Annotated in this window: 16 protein-coding genes and 1 tRNA gene; 3 read left to right on the top strand and 14 right to left on the bottom strand. The window is 45.5% G+C overall.

What is annotated here, in order from left to right; all coding sequences use genetic code 11:
* Positions 1-27: 27 nt before the first annotated feature.
* From V8Q34_RS09300 to V8Q34_RS09320, 5 genes are all read right to left on the bottom strand, one after another.
* Positions 28-2418, bottom strand: coding sequence for a GH36-type glycosyl hydrolase domain-containing protein (locus tag V8Q34_RS09300; protein WP_335835292.1), 2391 nt, complete (start codon positions 2416-2418; stop codon positions 28-30).
* Positions 2419-2648: 230 nt separating this feature from the next.
* Positions 2649-3551: a patatin-like phospholipase family protein gene (locus V8Q34_RS09305; RefSeq protein WP_264475980.1), complete on the bottom strand. Its 903-nt coding sequence runs from the start codon at positions 3549-3551 to the stop codon at positions 2649-2651.
* Positions 3520-4794, bottom strand: coding sequence for a ferritin family protein (locus tag V8Q34_RS09310; protein ID WP_335835293.1), 1275 nt, complete (start codon positions 4792-4794; stop codon positions 3520-3522). Before V8Q34_RS09310 ends, V8Q34_RS09305 begins: the two co-directional genes overlap by 32 nt.
* Before the next feature lie 26 nt (positions 4795-4820).
* On the bottom strand, positions 4821-6407 hold the full coding sequence (locus V8Q34_RS09315) for a PucR family transcriptional regulator (RefSeq protein WP_227244408.1): 1587 nt from the start codon (positions 6405-6407) through the stop codon (positions 4821-4823).
* Positions 6404-7972: a helix-turn-helix domain-containing protein gene (locus V8Q34_RS09320; RefSeq protein ID WP_335835294.1), complete on the bottom strand. Its 1569-nt coding sequence runs from the start codon at positions 7970-7972 to the stop codon at positions 6404-6406. Before V8Q34_RS09320 ends, V8Q34_RS09315 begins: the two co-directional genes overlap by 4 nt.
* Before the next feature lie 281 nt (positions 7973-8253).
* Between V8Q34_RS09320 and V8Q34_RS09325 the strand changes: the two genes are divergently transcribed.
* From V8Q34_RS09325 to V8Q34_RS09335, 3 genes are all read left to right on the top strand, one after another.
* The gene (locus V8Q34_RS09325) at positions 8254-9480 is read left to right on the top strand and encodes an MFS transporter (protein WP_033141934.1); all 1227 of its coding nucleotides are present in this window, start codon (positions 8254-8256) and stop codon (positions 9478-9480) included.
* Between the two features lie 37 nt (positions 9481-9517).
* Entirely contained in the window at positions 9518-10513 is a 996-nt protein-coding gene (locus V8Q34_RS09330; protein ID WP_227244404.1) for a uroporphyrinogen decarboxylase family protein, read from the top strand.
* A gap of 151 nt (positions 10514-10664) precedes the next feature.
* Positions 10665-10746 (top strand) — tRNA-Leu (locus tag V8Q34_RS09335).
* Positions 10747-10815: 69 nt separating this feature from the next.
* Here V8Q34_RS09335 and V8Q34_RS09340 read toward each other — a convergent pair.
* The 9 genes from V8Q34_RS09340 to V8Q34_RS09380 all read right to left on the bottom strand — a co-directional run bounded on the left by V8Q34_RS09340 (position 10816) and on the right by V8Q34_RS09380 (position 19184).
* On the bottom strand, positions 10816-11790 hold the full coding sequence (locus V8Q34_RS09340) for a D-2-hydroxyacid dehydrogenase (protein WP_335835295.1): 975 nt from the start codon (positions 11788-11790) through the stop codon (positions 10816-10818).
* Between the two features lie 62 nt (positions 11791-11852).
* Positions 11853-12749, bottom strand: coding sequence for a sugar phosphate isomerase/epimerase family protein (locus V8Q34_RS09345; protein WP_033141931.1), 897 nt, complete (start codon positions 12747-12749; stop codon positions 11853-11855).
* Positions 12750-12806: 57 nt separating this feature from the next.
* A complete protein-coding gene (locus tag V8Q34_RS09350) occupies positions 12807-13259 on the bottom strand; it encodes a YhcH/YjgK/YiaL family protein (RefSeq protein WP_244806128.1) in 453 nt (150 codons plus the stop codon).
* Positions 13260-13283: 24 nt separating this feature from the next.
* Positions 13284-14048 carry an HpcH/HpaI aldolase family protein gene (locus tag V8Q34_RS09355; protein ID WP_244806129.1) on the bottom strand — a complete coding sequence of 255 codons (765 nt, stop codon included), beginning with the start codon at positions 14046-14048 and terminating at the stop codon, positions 13284-13286.
* Positions 14049-15434 carry an FGGY family carbohydrate kinase gene (locus V8Q34_RS09360; protein WP_033141929.1) on the bottom strand — a complete coding sequence of 462 codons (1386 nt, stop codon included), beginning with the start codon at positions 15432-15434 and terminating at the stop codon, positions 14049-14051.
* A gap of 29 nt (positions 15435-15463) precedes the next feature.
* Positions 15464-16147, bottom strand: coding sequence for a GntR family transcriptional regulator (locus V8Q34_RS09365; protein WP_052099530.1), 684 nt, complete (start codon positions 16145-16147; stop codon positions 15464-15466).
* A gap of 144 nt (positions 16148-16291) precedes the next feature.
* Positions 16292-17359, bottom strand: coding sequence for a TRAP transporter substrate-binding protein DctP (locus V8Q34_RS09370; RefSeq protein WP_033141928.1), 1068 nt, complete (start codon positions 17357-17359; stop codon positions 16292-16294).
* A gap of 47 nt (positions 17360-17406) precedes the next feature.
* Positions 17407-18699, bottom strand: coding sequence for a TRAP transporter large permease subunit (locus V8Q34_RS09375; RefSeq protein ID WP_033141927.1), 1293 nt, complete (start codon positions 18697-18699; stop codon positions 17407-17409).
* Positions 18696-19184 carry a TRAP transporter small permease subunit gene (locus tag V8Q34_RS09380; RefSeq protein ID WP_033141926.1) on the bottom strand — a complete coding sequence of 163 codons (489 nt, stop codon included), beginning with the start codon at positions 19182-19184 and terminating at the stop codon, positions 18696-18698. The genes V8Q34_RS09375 and V8Q34_RS09380 overlap by 4 nt, the downstream gene beginning before the upstream one ends.
* Between the last annotated feature and the right edge of the window lie 48 nt (positions 19185-19232).

The raw sequence follows: 19232 nt of genomic DNA on the forward strand, positions 1-19232 counted from the left end.
TCTCTCCTTCCTGTACGAACCCACAAGTTATCCCATAACAATTTTTACTGTATTTTCACTGCCTGCTTCGCAGACCGGTATCTTATCCACTTTTTCCTTGTTGAGCCAGATTTCCTTCACGCCTTTTTCCACATGGTCCGGGTTTTCCACTGTGATATCAAAGGACGCGCCGCGAAATACCCTGTGCGCGGAAAATCCGTCCCAGTCACCCGGAATACAGGGATTGATCTCCAGTCCGTCCATCAGCGGACGGATGCCCAGCATATATCTGGTGGCTGCAAAGTAAGCCCAGCCGCCGCTGCCTGTCATGAATGGATGGCGTGCCCTGCCGTAGGCTGTGTGGTCCCTGCCCATGATGAACTGGCAGTAGGAATAAGGCTCTGCCTGGCGCACCTCTATCATGTCATTCTGATAGTACGGACACAGGGCGTTGTAGAACTCCATGGCACGGCTGCCTCTGCCCAGCATACATTCCGCTGCCCATGCCCATGGGTTGGGATGACTGAACACAGAACCGTTTTCTTTCAGGCCCGGGTACACCCTGGTCACAAAACCGATATCATCATCCGGCACCGTATAGGAGGGGCCGTTGAGCATGATGCCGTAAGGAGTGAAGAGGTTCTCATAAACAGCATCCATGGCCTTTGTTCCCTTTTCTTTGGGCGCCGCACCGGAGAGCACTGCCCAGGCATTGGATTCCAGATGTACTCTTCCCTCTTTGTCCTTCTGTGTTCCGATCTTCCGGCCGTTTTTCGTGATGCCGCGGATATACCACTCCCCGTCCCACAGTTCCCGGTCACAGACCTTTTTCACATTTTCGGCCATTGACCTGTATTTCTCCACATCCTCTTTCTCGCCCAGATAAGAAGCCATCTCGAGAAAGCTCTGTATCGCCCAGTAGTGCAGGAAGGATACCATGGCACTCTCGCCGCCGCCTAAGTTCAGGCAGTCGTTCCAGTCCGCGCGCAGACCCTTGCACACGCCGTCAGCTCCCACCTGTCTGGCGGAAAAGTCCAGAATTCGTTTCATATGGTCATAGACTGTGCCCTCGCCTTTGTCCGCATAAGGCACCACCTGTTTCAGCAGTTCAAATTCCCCTGTCTCTTTTACATACTCCACAATGGAGCTGACCAGCCACAGGGCATCGTCTGAGCAGGTGTCCTCCAGACCGTGGATCATCTGGTCCTTACTGGGTGTGGGCACGACTGTGGGGGACTTAAAGGGCTTCACTTCCGTATCCGGGTCAAACCATTCCGGCTGGAACAGATGCAGGCCGTATCCCTCCGACACCTGGCCCCTTAAAAGCTCTATGATCCTCTGGCGGCATTTTGCCGGATTGGAATGCGGTACCGTCATGGCATCCTGGGCAGTGTCCCGATAGCCCAGTCCTGTCCGTCCGCCCACTTCGATGAAGGAGGCAAACCTGGAGAACATCACATTGATCTCCGCCTGATAGAGAGTCCAGGTATTGATAAGCGTGTTCATGCCTTCATTTGGAGTCCGGATCTGCAGTTTGTCGAACTTGCTCTCCCAGTAGTTTTTCAGTTCCTCATAGGCTGCGTCCACATTGGCAAAACTGCTGTATTTTTCTCTGTAGGGATAAGCGGCTTTTCTGTTTCCCTCACCCAGCATGAACACCAGGCGCACTTCCTCACCGGGAGCCAGTGTAAGCTTTTTCTGCAGGGCTCCGCAATGGTTGTTGCCCTTCTCAAAACCGCCGCCAAGAACACCCTTTTCCACCCCGATGGGATTGGTCTCCGTGCGGTAAGAGCCGATGAACTCATCCCGCAGACACTCAAATCCGTCCGGCCGGAAACTGGCTGTAAACCACTGGAATCCAAACTCTTCATAGAAAAGGTCGTGTTCAATGATGCCGTCCTCGCAGGAGGAGGCAGCCGCGTACATACTCATCTGAAAGTTCTTATTGTCCATCTCGATCTGATGGAAGGAAAATTCCAGATAGGAATACACGCTGAGGCTTCTGGTGCGTCCGCTGTCGTTTTTGATCTTCACATCCCACAGCTCCACCGGGTCCTCTTTGGGGATGCACATTTTCTGAGACGCTTTGATGCCGCTGTAATCGCATTCATAGACCGTATAGGACATACCGTGGCGGCAGGTGTATTTTGCCTGATCCAGCGGTTTTCCCACCGGCTGCCAGGATACGCTCCAGTAATCTCCGTCCTCATCATCCCGGATATACACATAATGGCCCGGGCGGTCCATGGGAACTGCGTTGGCCCGAAAGCGGGTTATGCGGTGGTACTCCGGTGATTTATAGAAAATATATCCGCCTGCGGTATGGTTCAAAACCGCACACATGTCTTTTACTCCCAGGTAATTGGTCCAGGATGTAGGCAGATCTACCCTGTCAATCACATACTCTCTTTTCTCATTGTCAAAATGTCCGTATTTCATGTTACGAAACCCTCCTGAATCTCCTATTAAGAACTTTGCTGCAGATACCCGCTGTAATGGCTCTGCGCCTTCCCAAACGAAAGGGGCCCGCACCGGCAGACCCCTTTTCGTCTTCCTGGCTCTATTATAGAAAACTTTCCGTTTCAGTAACATAGTTCAGGATGTTAATATTTGTTTTTTCTTGTTACATAAACCTGTCCGGCAGCTTCCTTAAGAGCGTCAAACAGGCTCTAGCCTTCCAGGTATTTTTTCAGCGCCTCTGCTCTCTGTGCGGCTGTCTCGTATCCCTGGCGGTAAAGTGCCTCCAGTTTTTCCCCGTCCTTTTCTATACGCCCGATTTCCACAGGCCTGGGAGGCTGGATCAGGAAAACCCTGCCCTCTTTTTCTTCCCGGTACAGATAATCCAGGGTCTCGTTGTAATCCAGATGTCTGTTTTCCATACGCTCTACAAGCTTTGGAAACTGTCTGCCGTAGCGGATGCGCAGAAGAGGCATCATCTGGTTCTTCTTTTTCCGGTATTCCCTGCCGCGGGTGAGAATCACCACATTTTTCTCATTTCCCAGGCTCTCGGATTTTCGGATGGGAATGGAATCTGTGATGCCTCCGTCCAGGTAGGGTTTCTTCCGGATCCACAGGGTTCTGGACATAAGAGGAAGGGAGCTGGATGCGCGGATATAACAGATCTCACGGCGCAGGTCCCTGATCTGCTTATACTCTGCCTGCCCGGTCTCACAGTTTGTCACCACAGCGTAAAACACGGCAGGGTTGGCGTCAAAAGTCTCATAATCATAGGGGTCCAGCTCTTCCGGAATGGTTTTATACAGCATCTCGGCTCCAAAATAATCGCCTGTTTTGATAAAACTGCCTATTCCGCAGTATCTGGGGTCATCCAGATATCCGGTGATGGTCCGGTATCCCCTTCTGTGCTGCTTGGAAAGATAGCTGCAGGCCAGGCAGGAACCTGCGGAAACGCCAATACAGGTGTCAAACTGTATGTCCTGTTCCAGAAAATAATCCAGCACGCCTGCGGTAAACACACCGCGCATGCCGCCTCCCTCCAAAACAAGACCTGTTCTTGCAATGCTCTGTGTCATAATTCTGTCATCCCTCTTCCGTCTCTTCTTTACTTTCATATACTAAAAATTCCCCGGCCGGCGCCCCGCAGACCGGACAGCGCTCCGGGCGGCTCTCCATCAGGCATCCGCAGACCGGGCACACATAAAATACGGTTTTTTCAAATCCGTCACAGTCTGCAGCCTCCCGAAGAAGCCTTGCATGGGCTTTCTCCGCGGAAGCGGCATCCCGGTAAGCCTGCCTGGTCAGCAGGAGATCATGCTCCTGGGCGTAGTCCGCAACCATGGGGTACAGCCGTTCGTACTCGAATTCCTCTCCCGGCACATAGGTGTCCACGGATTCATGAAAGGCCTTCGGCTTGTCTAAAATGGCGTAAAAGCTCTTGGCATGCCGGTATTCCGACTCTGCCAGGGCGCGGAACAGATTGGCGATCCTGCCGTATCCTCTCTTATCCGCGCGTTCCGCAAAGGTCTGATATCTGAGAAACGCATACAGTTCTCCCTTTACCGTCTCCTCAAGCTGACTCTTGGTGATTTTATCCTCCCGCTCCCTCTGGTAAGGGGCATCCCCCAGATTTTCAAACCTGTGGCAGAGCCTGCCGTTCTCCCGGGCAAAGCGGACAATGTGATGCTCCACATCCGCTGCCTTGATATTCTCGGATACGTCCTCAATAATGGCACCGCCTCCCCCTGTACAGACAAAGGGGATGTTGTCCACTTCGTCCTCAAAGCAGGAGTGGACATGGCCGCACACAAAATATTTAATCTTCTCTTTATAGGGTAAATACACTGCCCGCAGGCGTTCAAACTCCTCTTGGGAGACTGAATTTCCCGTAAAATGGTTTGGAATAGGTATGTGGAACGCGATCACCACATTTTTGCATTCCTCCATGGCAAGTACCTGTCCCAGAAGTGCAAGCCCTGCATCGGAGAATTTCCGGAAGGCATTATCCACCACCACAATGGTGAAGGTCTCTGCAAGGACCGCGTAATCGTGCAGGCCGAAGAAAGCTTCATAGTCTCCTGTATCGTGGTTTCCCCGGAGCACAAATACATCTTTTTCGGCTACGGATTCCGTGAGGGTACACACATTTTTATAGTGCCGTTCATCCCCTACGGGAACCATATCGCCCGCAATGAGAATCATATCCTCCTTCGCTGCCTTCTCCAGCGCGCCTGCGTACGTCTTCATCATAACAGTGCCCAGCCCTTCGCATCCCGGGTCTCCGATCACTGCAAATGACGTACAGCCGGGGCGGCGGACGATGGGTTCTATAATTTTCTGAATATTACGTTTCTTCATGATAATACCTCCTCAATGGTATTATTTTACTTCATTTTTTCTGAACTGGCAACCCGAATCGACCGCGCGGGCTTCTTAGCCTCCTGTTCCAGGTATGCCTTAAGGGACGCGGTATCCTGTTTCAGCAGGAACAGAATGCTCTGGAGATACATTTTATTGTAGCTGTCGTTTAAGTCAAGACCCAGCATTTCGTGGATACGTCTTACCCTGTATTTCAGCGTACTGATATGGATTCCCAGATGGGAAGCGGTACGGCTCATGACCATAAAGTTGTCAAAGAGAGCCTCCAGGGTCTGATAATAGCTGGTGTGGTGGATATGGTCATGGAGGAGCAGGTCCTTCAGCCCTCCGAATAAAAGGACATTGACCGGCAGGGATTTCCACCCCTCATAGATGATGTAATCCAGCGCAAAATCCCTGAATAGACATGCCTTTTTCGTGTAATCCAGTTTGTTTCCGATCCGTATGGCAGCCAATGCCTGGGTACAGTAATCCGGGTAATCTAAAAAACTGCGGAAAGGCGTGCTGACACCTGCGATCAGCGGGGAATCTTTCAGTATCTTTTCCAGCCGTTTTGCGATCTCATCCACACCGCCGGATATCGGAAGCAGGTTGCAGAGGAAGAAAATCTCAGTCCCTGTCTTTACCATGAGACTGCTTCGCTCAAACAGCTCATCATCGGGTATCTCTCTCTGGCTGACTTTGCTGAAAAAGGCTGATTTCAGCACAATGCACACATAACTGCCCTTTATTTCCCAGCCGAGGGTGGAGAGGGCAAGCTCCAGGCATCTGGGCATCTGCAGAAAGCTGCTGCCCTTTTCCGCCTGTATCGCCAGGGTTTTCTGCATCCGTTCCATACCCTGATAACTGTTTATAAAATTCACACGGAGCAGGCTCCTTAAATACTGCCCTGTATGACAGAGCAGTATCCTGTCCCGTTCCGTCAGCGGCATTGTGACAGAGAGAAGAAAGATCCCGAACAAAAACTTATCCTCCTTACGGACCGGCACTGCCAGGAAGGGAATCCCCTCCTCTGTTTCGGAAACCCCGCCCTCCCCCTTACAGGCCCGGCAAAAAGAACGGGCAAAAGACGGCCGCAGAAAATCGGTATCCCCGTCCCTGCACTCACAGGGAATCCTGCAGGCATCCTCATTCTGGGACAGTGCCAGGATCTCCATATGTTCTCCCACCAGGATAATGGGATTGGAGAAGACAGACAGAAGCACAGGGGCAAGGGCAGAGAACGGTTTTCCGTCCCTGCACAGCCGGTCCAGCTCTTCCTCAAACATCCTGTATTTTTCAAACAGTTTCATAAGCAGCGACAAGATCATTTGAGGTGTCAGATAGGGTCTGACCCAGAGAATATCCATGCCCTCTCTTTCCAGGCACTCTTTGGAGGGCTTTCCGATGCTCACTAAAGTAAGGGCAGGATGTTTTTTCGGTATACGCTCCAGGTCCCCGGCGTACATGACATATACGTGATAGGCTCTCGGCAATATCCCCTCCTGCCAGATCAGGGCGCCGGTCAGACAAAGCTCCGCAGGGTCTGATTTCAGGGAACTTCCCTCCACCCCCTTTAAGTCTTCCGCCAGTATCCATCCATTCAGCTTCATAATATCACCTCCTGCTCCCCTGCAAGCTCAGGATACCGTTTTAAGATTCGGAAGATGAGCATCAGATAAAGCCTCTCCTGAGGGGAATCCAGATCCATATCCAGAAGCTCCCTGATCTTTTTCATCCGGGACTTAAAGGTATTTCTGTGTATGTACAGATCATCAATGGCCTTTGCTGTGTGGGAGTCAAATTCTATGTAATTCAGTAAGGTCTTGTAATAGCTGGTATCGTGGGTCCTGTCATAGCGGATGAGTTCCAGGATGGACGCCGGTATCAGCGTCCGCACCGGCAGGGTGTCGGCACCGCAGTTCAGCACATAGTGCAGGGCATAGTCCTCGAATTTGAACAGCCACTGGGTGCTGCTGCACTCCTTTCCTGAATAAAGGGCTGCCTCTGCCTGCCGGTAGTAGTCAGGAAACTGGAAGAAGTCAGAGAACTCTGTGCTGATTCCTGACTTGAACAGATTATCCCTTACAATATAGGCCAGGCGCCTGCATTCCTCATCCCTGCCCTCCAGCCCAAGGCCCAGATTGCACAGAAGCAGCAGCCTGTCCTCATATTCCAGGGAGAGGTAACCGTGAAGCTGGTGGTCAAAAAGCACGCTCTCATAGGCGGCTGAATGCAGCTCCTGCCCGGTCTCCGTCAGTTCCATGCAGACACAGAAAAAAGGACCGCTCCGCTTCCATCCTGCCAGCCGCATTGCCATGAGAAGCTTATCCACATCAAATTCCGACGGGCTTCGCAGATACTCCAGGGCATAATTTTTAAATGCCTCCAGAGCATTGAATCTGGAACCGGAATGACGCACAGCAAGCGCCCGCACCGTCTCGGTAAACACAGAGAGCAGTGCCAGATGTCCGTCTGTCAGAGTGATATTCACCCCGTCTATGACAATCCTTCCCCAGTATTCCCCGTTCTCGTCGAATATGTTGCTGTATATACTTATGAACTTTTCCCCCTCGTTGCTCCAATACTGGGGTGTTACAAATTCCAGGGTGGTTAGGTAATCCGAGCGAAAAAACAGCTCATCCGTAATATTCCGGTCCAGATAATTGGTCCCCTCCTGTAAAAGGCTGTAGGAAAAACTGGCATTTCCCGCTTCCGCATACCCCATAAGCTCATATTCCCTGTTGTGCACCATGACAGGGCTGTTGAAAATGGGCAGGCTGAGGCGGCAGAGTGCCTCAATGCTCCGCTCCCCGGAGAGGACAGCGGAAAGCCCCTGCTCCCATCTGTTGTATTTCTCAAAAATTTCTTCCAGCCGGGACAGCAGCGCGTCCGCTGTCAGACTGCCGTCCATACAGATCCAGGAGCAGCCATACGGGAAATCTCCCGCCAGTGGTTCTGTCCCCGCTAAAAACAGCAGTGCGGTTCCTGATTCCAGCTCCGGAATATCCAGTGCCTGGTCTGCAGATTCCATCAGATACAGTGTGTCCCTGCGCAGCACACAGCCCGGCTGATACAAGGTGTAGAAGGACAGCTTTCTATCCAGATAATCCTGTTCTCCCCGGTACCCGGACACATGCTCCAGTTCATTCATCAGAATATGTATATTTAATTCCATTCTGTACCTCCCTATACCTTCCGTTTCCTGTTTCGGCTTCTATAGTTCCATTATAAATCCCTTCTCTTTGTTTTACCAGATTATCCTTTCCTCCGTTTTGACGTTTTTTCATCTCCAAATTCACAAAAACGGACGAAAAACAGGATGCCTCTGCGTTTTTTCAAAAGTTTTAGACGGTCAGGTCACGAAAATACAGGAATTTCAAAGGATGGTAAGAGAATTTAAATAAGATATAATGGGTACATAAGATCCGGATCGCAAATATTTTATGGAGGTGTAAGATGGACAAAGAAATGACCAGAGGGCGTGCTCTTCTGTTTTTAATCTCTCTTTTTCTGACAAACGTGGCAGTTATGGCAGATATGGTTATCATTCCGGCCGGAAACGGGCTGTATGAGACCTTCCAAAATGACGCCGCCGTGAATTTTATCCTGTCGGGACCATCCTTTATCATGCTTTTCTCAGCCATGCTGTGCGGAAAACTCATGCAGTATCTGAGCAAAAAGAAAATTTTAATTGGGGCTATGATCCTGTTTGCCGTATCTGCCATTTTAGGCGGAGCTGTGGCAAATGTGTATTATGTACTGGTTATGCGTATACTGGTGGGCATTTCCATGGGCTTTGTAAATGCCGCTGCCATGGCTCTGATCGCTGAGGTCTATGTGGATGAAGACAAGCGCGGAACCATCATGGGTATCTTCAATGCCACTATGGCAGGTACCGGTGCTGTCATCAGTCTGATCGCAGGTGTATTTGCAGTACGTTCCTGGAACGAAGTTTTTAAGGTCTACTGGATAGCCGTGCCGGTGATCGTCATGATGATTTTCTTCCTTCCCACAACGCCGGCGGAGGGCAGTCCCTCAGAGGAAAACCAGGCGAAAGTACAGGGAAGAAATCCATATCTGTCGAGGCAGTTTATGCTGATGGTCTCCTGCTTTGCCTATAATCTGATCTACGCGGTCATCTATTATCAGGTATCTGTCCTGGTGGCAGAACAGGGGTATGGAAATGAAAGCGTTGCCGCACTGCTCTCCACACTGGGTACCGTGGGAAGCTGCATCCTCTGTATCCTGTTCGGAGCCCTGTACTCCAAGCTGAAAAGGGCAACCATCATTTTCGGATATGTGGGACTCTGTCTCTCCTATCTGCTGCTTTACCTGGCATCCGGACCGGTCATGGCCGGAATTGCATGTACGCTGTGCGGTGCTTCCTATGGATACGGTTTCTCTTACTTCTTCCTGAGATGCACGGTCGTCGTACCCAAGGAGCGGGTATCCTCCTCTATCTCCATGACAACAGCCATCGGAGGTTTTGGAATGTTCCTCTCCACCTATGCCTGCACCATGCTGCAGAAGCTTCTGGGCACCACAGGCATTTTAAAACTGCTTCCCGTAGCCATTGCCGCTTCCGGAATCGGTGCTGTACTGTCTATTATCTGCACTGTAATGGATAAGAAAAATCCCAGCGACCTGTCCATGCAGGAAGTCCGGGAAAATGAAAATATGTAATATGTTAAAACGGAACTCATGAAAGGAGATTTTTGATATGCTGACAAAAAGACAGAATTTACTGGAAACCATCAGAGGCGGACATCCCGACCGCTTTGTAAACCAATATGAATTTATGCACATTATTTACGGCAGCCCGTTCTTTGACCTGCACAACGGCCCCATTCTGGAGGAAGGTGTCATAAATGCAGTCAATGGCTGGGGCATCACATTCTCATGGCCAAAAGGAACCCCCGGCGACTTCCCGGTCCACGATGAGGAGCATCTGGTACTCAAGGATGTTACGGAATGGCGGAAATACGTTCATGCGCCAAGTCTGGATTACCCGGATTCTGAATGGGAACCTTACATCAAAGAGGCGGAATCCGTGGACAGAAATGAATATTTCGTAACTTCTGTCATGTTCCCGGGACTTTTTGAACAGTGCCATCATCTGATGGATATTCCTGAGACTATGATGAACTTTATTGAGGAACCGGAGGCCATGCATGAGCTGATCGACTATCTCACTGACTGGGAGCTGGAATATGCGGATAAGGTCTGCAGATACTTAAAGCCTGATGCCCTTTTCCATCACGACGACTGGGGTACCCAGACCTCCACCTTCATCTCTCCGGCTATGTTTGAGGAATTCTTCCTTCCCGCATACAAGAAGATCTACAAGAGATACCGTGACAACGGCGTGGAGCTCATTGTGCATCACTCGGATTCCTACGCAGCCACACTGGTGCCCTATATGATAGAGATGGGTGTGGATATCTGGCAGGGTGTCATGACCACAAACAACGTACCGGAACTGATCAAAAAATACGGCGGACAGATTTCCTTCATGGGCGGCATCGACAGCGCCAAAGTGGATTATCCGGGCTGGACCAGAGATGTGATCAAAAAAGAAGTGCGCCGCGCCTGTGACGAGAACGGCAAACTCTATTTCATTCCGTGTGCTTCCCAGGGACTTGATATCAGTACCTTCCCGGGGGTGTATGAGACACTGAGCGAAGAGATTGATGCTTACAGCAAAGAAGTCTTTTAATATTCCGTTATTTGAAAATGGCCGGCATTCCAACTCCTCTGGAATGCCGGTCCATTCAATAATCATTTGTAAAGTTTTATATAAAAATAGGTAAAAACACTTGCATGATGGAAAATTATATGGTAATATTATTTTCGGTTCGTGAGAACGAGCCGCTGTGGCGGAATTGGCAGACGCACTTGACTCAAAATCAAGCGGGTAACACCGTGCCGGTTCGAGTCCGGCCAGCGGCAGCAAAACCCTTTTTGGATTTATCCAAAAAGGGTTTTATTTTTTGTACAGAGACAACAACTTTAACTATTTCAACTAACAAATGGATTCACGACATTTATCGGATTGCCCTCAATAAATGCTTTTATATTTGCAACTGTAATATCCATGATTCTCTGACGAGATGCCTGTGCCGCCCATGAAATATGCGGTGTAATAAGACAGTTTTCCACGTGTAACAGTGGATTGTCTTCTTTAATCGGCTCTGTTGAAACAACATCCAGGCCGGCAGCATATACCTTACCACTAATCAAAGCCTCTGCCAGATCCTTTTCAACCACCAGCTGTCCTCTGCTGTTATTTATGATGATAACTCCATCTTTCATCTTTGCAATATTTTCTTTATTGATAATTCCCTCTGTACTTGGAAACAAGGGACAATGTAAAAAAATCACATCTGAATTCGCAAACAGCGTATCAATCGTTACATATTCAGCAACTTCCCTGCCCGCTTCGCTTTCAAATGCATCATAAGCCAGGACTTTCATATCCATCCCATTCAAAATCTTTGCTGTTGCCTGGCCAATACGTCCCAAACCTATTATACCAGCGGTCTTACCATATAACTCGATCATCGGATAATCCCAATAACACCAATCCGGATTATTCTCCCATCTTCCCGCTTTAACAGTTTGTGCATGATGACCATAATGTGAGCAGATTTCTAAAAGCAGACCCACTGCATACTGTCCTACTATTTGAGTACCATATGTAGGTACATTCACTACCGGAATACCTTTCTCCCTTGCATATTCATAATCTGCCACATTATAACCTGTTGCCAAAAACGCAATCAGCTTTAAATTCGGACAGTTATCAATAGTATATCTGCTAATCGGTGTTTTATTTGTAATAACAATCTCAGCATCACCGATTCTTTCTGCAATAATCGGATTTTCTTCATAAGAAGTTCTGTCATATATCGTAACATTGCCAAGCATCTCCAATTCTCCCCAACTTAAATCGCCGGGATTTTCAGTATAACCATCCAATACTACAATCTTCATAATTTTGCTCTCCTATGTCTTTTATCTTAATCCTAACTGTTCCGTTTACTGAAAAGTCACACTTAATCTTCAATTAGAGACCATGCCCTATTTAATACCCTCTTTGTATTAGCCAAAACAATTTCCTCTTCTTCGTCTCCCACAAGCGTAACCTCCATGGATAACACCATAGGATCTTTTGCATTAAAGAAACCTTCCTGTTTCAAAACTGTCAGATATTCCGTAAGCTCTGCAGTATCGTTTACACTGTCAGGAAAACCAAATCTGGGATGTTTGTCTCCATAAGCCGTACATCCCTTTTTGACTACAGCATTACCAAAATGAAGATGTGTAATGTAGGGTCTTAACGTCTGAATTACAAATTTTGGAGACTCATAGGTAGTCGGAATATGAGACAGATCAATCAGTAACCCGAAATTGCTGTTGTCCGTTCTCACATCTGCTGCGAATTTAGCCGCATACGGGGCCGGACCAATCAGAGCTGCTTTATCCATATCGAAATCAAATACTTCCAGTTCTATCATCATATTCTTGGCAGCCGCATATTCACATATATTTCTAGTAGTTTTTAAAAGCTGTGCATATGCCAGATCTTTAGTTTCATGTTCCCATTTTCCTGCCAAAAAGACAACTCCTTTTGCGCCAAGATACTCTGCTTCATCAATTGCATAATATAGGGCAGTTTCCGCCGCCATTCTCCCTTTTTCATCAATATCATTTGGATTCAGCTTTCCACTGAGCAGACTTGGCTGTGCACCATAAAAAACTTTCATATGAGATTGTTCCAGCAGGCGCTTAACGGCTTCTCTTTCTTCACTGCCTTTACAACCGGAAATCTCAACCACATCAAAAAAATCATCTGCAGCAATTTTTCTGACAGATTCCAGAACATCCATTTTAGGAAAAGACATCCATCGAAGCGTGCCAATCTGAAAATATTTATGAATTGATTCTTTCATCGTTATTAACTCCTAATCCATATATTTCACATTTTGTAAGATTACACGGCATATTTTTTATACAGGTAATTTCATAACAATTTTCACATAACTCTGCCGGAATTCTTTATATCTGCACGGCATATGTCCATCCTCAGGAAAAGCCACATAACACATTCCACTATTAATATTTATAAATACCGGCTGTCCTTCCTTGCTTTCAAAAAATTCAATATCATCGTTCTCATTATATGGAACAATCGATTTTAAATGCTGAAGAGGTGAATAAACAACTTCCTCTCCACCCTCAATCATATACTGAACATCAATATATTTTCGATGTGCTTCAAATTTATTTTTTTCATATTCTTTCGTCTCACCTCTCTGCACAAAGAGGAAGCCTCCTTCATAATCATAGCACCCTGAAGGAAATTGACATTTTCGTAATTGTTCTACACATTCCAATGCACTATCCAGACATTTTAATAATGGCATATATTTACCCAAATCTTCATATCTACAAATAATCATTATTCTTCTCCCGTTGATAAGAACCTATAAAACCTGCTCTCGAAGTGTCCTAACCGTCTCTTTCGCACCATTTATAATCATACCAAGCTCACTTCCCATGTTAAACAAATTCATACCCTGCTGTCTGCAATAGGAAAGATATTCGATATTTGTAGATACTGTACCGCAGCTCTTTCCTGCCTTTTTAGCTGCTTCACATATTTTTGCAACAGCTGTTCTCATCTCGGCACAACCAGATTCTCCTGGGTGACCCAGATCAGAAGAAAGATCAGACGGACCAACTACCAATGCGTCAATACCTTCGACAGCCGCTATCGCCTCTGCATTAGCAACTCCCTGACATGTTTCAATCTGAGCAAGCAAAATAGTCTTTTTATTAGCTGCCTTCATATAATCCTCAAGCCTTGGGGGAACATAGCCCGTATGGGCACGCATAGTAGACAATCCCCTCTGTCCCAATGGAGAATACTTCGCGAGTCTAACTATATTCTCTGCATCATCTTTTGTGTTGACCATGGGTACTAAAAATCCATCTGCCCCCATATCCAGAATCTTGGTAATCCATTCTCTTGTAATTTGGGGAATTCTGACAAGTACTTGCAAATCTATGCTATTGCAAACTGCCACCATAGCTGCAAGCTGAGAAAAATCAAATGGTCCATGTTCGCAATCAATAATAACAAAATCAAAACCGCCTAATTTCAACATTCTCGGAAGATTCACATTACTGATTTCTGAAATCATAGTGCTGAGTACATCTTCCCGATTCTCCATTTTCTGTTTTAACATTTACATCTCCTCCTCTGCCTGGGCAGCTATTGTCTTTGACTGTTCCTTCAGACCTTTACACATACCGCAAGCAACCCGGCTTAAACGAAACATGCCCTCTAAAGCTTCGTCTTGCATAGGTGAAAGTCTGATGTTCTTCCCAGTCACTTCAGCTATTGCTTCACATAATTCCGGTGTTTTCCAGCAAACACCACCTATACAAATAACACCATTTATATTTTCCGCATCTGTCCCTAATCGCTGAATATAATACCAATAAGTCTGTGCCATATCCTTAAATGCAGCTGCAAATATATTACTAATATTCAGATTATTCTGAGTGATACCAACAATCGAACCCCCATCAGAAAAATAAGGATTATTATAAAAACTTGTCTGCACTCTCAGCCCATCCCGTACTTGTCCTGCATGCTGGTGAATATATCTCCAGATTTCCTGCTTTTCTACAGACATTCCAGTCAAAGTATTAACACTTTCCTGAAAAAATGACACAAGTACATCCAGATTTCTACCGGCCGGCATATTAGAAATCGTATTTAAATAGCCGCCTTCAAAATATGGCCGTATTTCGTACTCACCCGGTTCAAATTTCTGGGCATAACGTATAACCTGCGAAGCCGTTGCAACATTAACTGCAACCTCGCCTTCCTGTATTCTGCTTCCTAATACTGCTACCTGCATATCCCCGTAATCTGGATAGATCTTCAGATTACATGAATTGCTTCTGTAAATACCACAGACCTCGAAGTCATGCTCTGCAATCTTAGGTAATTGGATTTTTCCCAGTCCAAGCCTCTGAAGCAGTTCATTGTTCCAACAATGATGTCTGACATCAGCCATACCCATTGGAGCAGCATTACTTATATGGCAAATATTGTTTCCTGTCAATTGAGCAATCACATAAGACCCCAATGTATACAAAGTCCCATTTTGGGGAATATCACTCCCGTGTATCAACGTATACAAATTACATAAACCAAGTGATGGTTTTATATAGACACCACAATTTCTCATATCACATGGCGGCAACTCTCTCTTCAAATACTCAAGATATGTCTTTCCACTATTCGGCATATTTTCTATACACCGCATATCCTGCCAGGATATATATGTATCGTCTCTTCCAGCCACACTATAAACAAAGCCATGCATTTGTGTAGAGAGAATCACTCCCTCAATATCGTTAAACTGTGATGTATATCCATCAACTAGTTTTCTGATCTTATTACAAATCTGCAGCGCCGGTATCTCAAACAAAAACGGATTTTGTTTTGGGATTTTTTTCGGAGTTGGGAAACTTCTGTTATCAATCATACAATCCTTCTCTAAATCCAAAAGAACTGCCTTTAGAAAACTGCTTCCCACATCAATTCCAATGTATTTCATAGATATCGCCTTATTTTCTCTTTCATTGTTTATTGGTTACGCAACGTATTCAGAGCTATCAATGCATCTTTCATCGTTGCAACTGCTGTATGATAGCGAATATATTCGATAACACTTTCATCTTTTGCCATCAAAAGTTCTGTTATCCTATGGTGTGAGTCATAATAATCATGTTCATTCATGTTCAGATCCAAGGTTGCATTAATCCCCATAATACTGGATACCATGGGCTTCAATGTATAATGACATTGAGATAAGGCACAATTACCTGCCATTTCAAAAAGTCTGTCATGAAAATCATCATTTAACTGTACGACTCTGTTCCTCTGCTCTTCTTTATCATCAATCTGTTTTACAGAATAAAACTGTCCAACAATATGCAAAAGCTGTGAAAAGTCATTTTTTTCTTGTTGAAGAATCAGCTGCACAGCCTCGCATTCCAGAATACTTCTCGTTTTACATAAATCTTTAATATATTTCTGATCGATTTTCTTCAAGACCTTTCTTCCATTGGGCTGTGCCTCCAAAAGTCCATCGCGTTCGAGAATCTGGAATGCAGAACGAACAGAACTGCGTGACACCTGATATTTCTGCGCTACTTCCAATTCACTGATTTGTTTCATATTCTCGTATTTACCCAACAGAATATCATGGCGCATGCCTGTAAGCACGGTAGCCACAGTTGCTTGTCTGCTGACACTAATATCCAACATATCTTTCACTCCTACCTTATATATTGTTGAAAACGGCATAGGGCAACCCGCCGCGGGTGCAGTCTGCCCTATATAATGCCTTCTCAAAAGTTATTGTACTATAACTTTCGAGAAATGTATATTTTTTCCATATGGCTTATTGCCCTATTTATTTTTTTCAATAGCAGCTTCCAATGCTTTATATAGGGTTGGATTTACTGTATTTTGGATATCATCCCAAGTAGCCTTTGTAGCTTCACGGCATTTTCCCAAATCATCTTCCGTAAATTCATAAACCTCATAACCATAATCAGATTTCAGAGTTTCCAAACTCTTCTGATCATCTTTTTCACGGTCCGCCTCATTCTCCTGGGCGTATTTACATGCTGCAATCAATTCTTCCTGCTGCTGTTCCGTAAGTCCATTATAAAATTCCAGATTAATCAAAAACGGATGGACTGTTGGCTCATGCTTACTAAGCGTTGCATAATTGGTGACTTCCTGCAGGTTATAATTAGCCAGTGTTGATGTTACCGTATTTTCCTGTGCTTCTACTACACCTTGCTGCAGTGCGGTATATAACTCTGTAAACGCAACCGTTGTAGTATTCGCCCCCAGAGAATTCCATAAGCTTATATGATATTTATTATCCATAACCCGCAGCTGCAGTCCTTTGATATCTTCGTAACAGGTAACTGGTTTTTTTGTAAATAAAGTACGGAACCCTTCAGCTCTCAGGCATCCCAGCTTCAGGTTTTTCTCCTCCAAGACTTTATCCATCGCAGCTTCTAGTTCTTCATCTGCGCAGACTTTTCTCATCTGCCAGTAACTGTCATATGCAAAGGGTAAGTCAAAGAGACAGAAATCACCCACTACATTCACATAACTTCCAGTCGAACCGGCAATCATTTGTACACTGTTGTCAACAATACTTTCTGCCAGCTCTGTATCACTTCCCAACTGTCCTGCAGGATAGACTTCCATTTTCAAATCATCTGTATTTTTTTCCAGATAATCCTGTATGGATAAAAAAAACTGACCCAATGTAGATTCTTCTGTACTGGCATGTGCTGCAATAAAAGTTGTAGCTTTTGAAGATGCATTTGTTTTACTTTCTTCTGAAGCTGATTTACTGCCTGTCGTTGTATCAGATGTAGAATTGCCGCATGATGCAAGGGAAAATACCATAGCTGCACTTATTACTAAAACCATTGATTTTTTTAAATAATTCATTATTATCCTCCTCTTTATAAAGCTTCGTTTAAGCTTCCCCCTGTTCCTCACAGCAGACAAAGGCTGATGGCCGGAACAAATGTAATAACTAACAATGCAACTGCAAATGCCAGAATAAAAGGCAATGCATGTTTACTCAATTTCATAACCGGAACTCCCGTGATACCTGAAGTAACGAACAGGTTAATACCGACAGGCGGTGTCACGAATCCTATTGCCAAATTGCATACCATGATTATTCCGAAATGAATCGTACTCATACCCATCGCTTCACAAATCGGCCATAAAATAGGAGCAAAGATCAATATTGCAGGTGTAGTATCCATAACACATCCAATAAACAAAAGAAGTAAATTTATAAATAAAAGTACTGCAACCTTACCCGGGAATGTAGTTAAAATAAATCCCGAAATCGCATCTGTTACCTGAAGCAATGCCAACGCACGTCCAAAGACTGAACTGACCCCTACTATAATTAATACAGGTGCAATCGAGCCCAGTGATTCCTTTATGATCATCGGTAACTCTGTGATTTTTAAAGTTCGATATACAAACAAACTTATGACCAGTGCATAAACAACCGAGATTGTTGCCGCTTCTGTCGGCGTGAAAATACCGCTGTAAATCCCACCCAATATAATAACAGGAGCCAATAGCGCCAGAAAACTTTTAAAAAACAGATTTCCAAAGCTCTTACTATGTAATTCCTTGTAATTATCTTCCAGCTTTTTCATATCCGGAGGATTTTTTCTGCAATAAAATATACTGTATATAATCATGCAAAGAGCAATCAGTATGCCGGGAACAACGCCTGCAATAAACAAGTCACCTACAGAAGCGCCTGTTGCTGAACCATACATGATCATCGGAATACTAGGTGGTATAATTACCCCCAATCCCCCTGCCACAGCCACAATGGCGGCGGCGAAAGACAGGCTGTACCCCATACCAGTCAGTACAGGAATCGTCATTGCACCAACAGCTGCGGCCGTTGCCGGACCGGACCCTGAGATAGCACCATAAAAAAGGCAGGTTACGATAACAGTTATGGGAAGTCCTGCACGGAACTTACCAATAAAATAAGAAAAGAAATTAAACAGTTTTGCTGCAATTCCTCCCTTTGCCATAATCTGACCGGATAGAATGAACAAAGGAACTGCAACTAAGACAAATGAATCCAAAGATGCAGTCATAGCCTGAAATGTATAGGCCGGAGTTGTCACAATGGATGGATCCTGAAGCCAAATCATAATACAGGATACTCCAATAGATACTACAATCGGCACACCGAGAAACAGAAGAATAAAAAATACGGCCAAAGAAATTAATACAATACTCATGCAGTTTCACCCCCTTTTTTCGCCGCATATAAACGCTTTACATACTTCTCAACCATTCTCAGTGCAGCAAACACCAGCCCCAGTTCCATCATCAGATAAATATAAAACATAGGAATCTCCAAAACCGCTGTGGTTGCCTGAGAAATTAAAGCTGATTTTAATTTTGTCAATCCATTACATGACATAAATATACAGAACGCAAAAACAACTATGTCACCAAATACTGCCAATGGCTTTTTAGTTTTCGGCCAGAATGTCTGTATCAGATCCACCCGGATATGCTTGTCAGTCTGTACTCCATAAGAGATTCCCATTGCCGCAATAATAATTTCACAAGTTCTGGAAAGCTCTTGTGCACAGGTGATCCCGGTCCCAAAAAACGAACGTCCTACTACATCAGCAAACACAATAACTGTAATCGTGACTATGGCCGCCCCCATGATGATCAGTTCAAAATTTCGATCCAGCCATTTTAAAAAATTCATAAGTGTTCCCCCTTTATATAGTAATCTGCTTAATTAACAGAAAGTCTG

Source organism: Blautia sp. JLR.GB0024, from assembly GCF_037000545.1.
GTDB classification, from domain to species: domain Bacteria; phylum Bacillota; class Clostridia; order Lachnospirales; family Lachnospiraceae; genus Blautia; species Blautia celeris.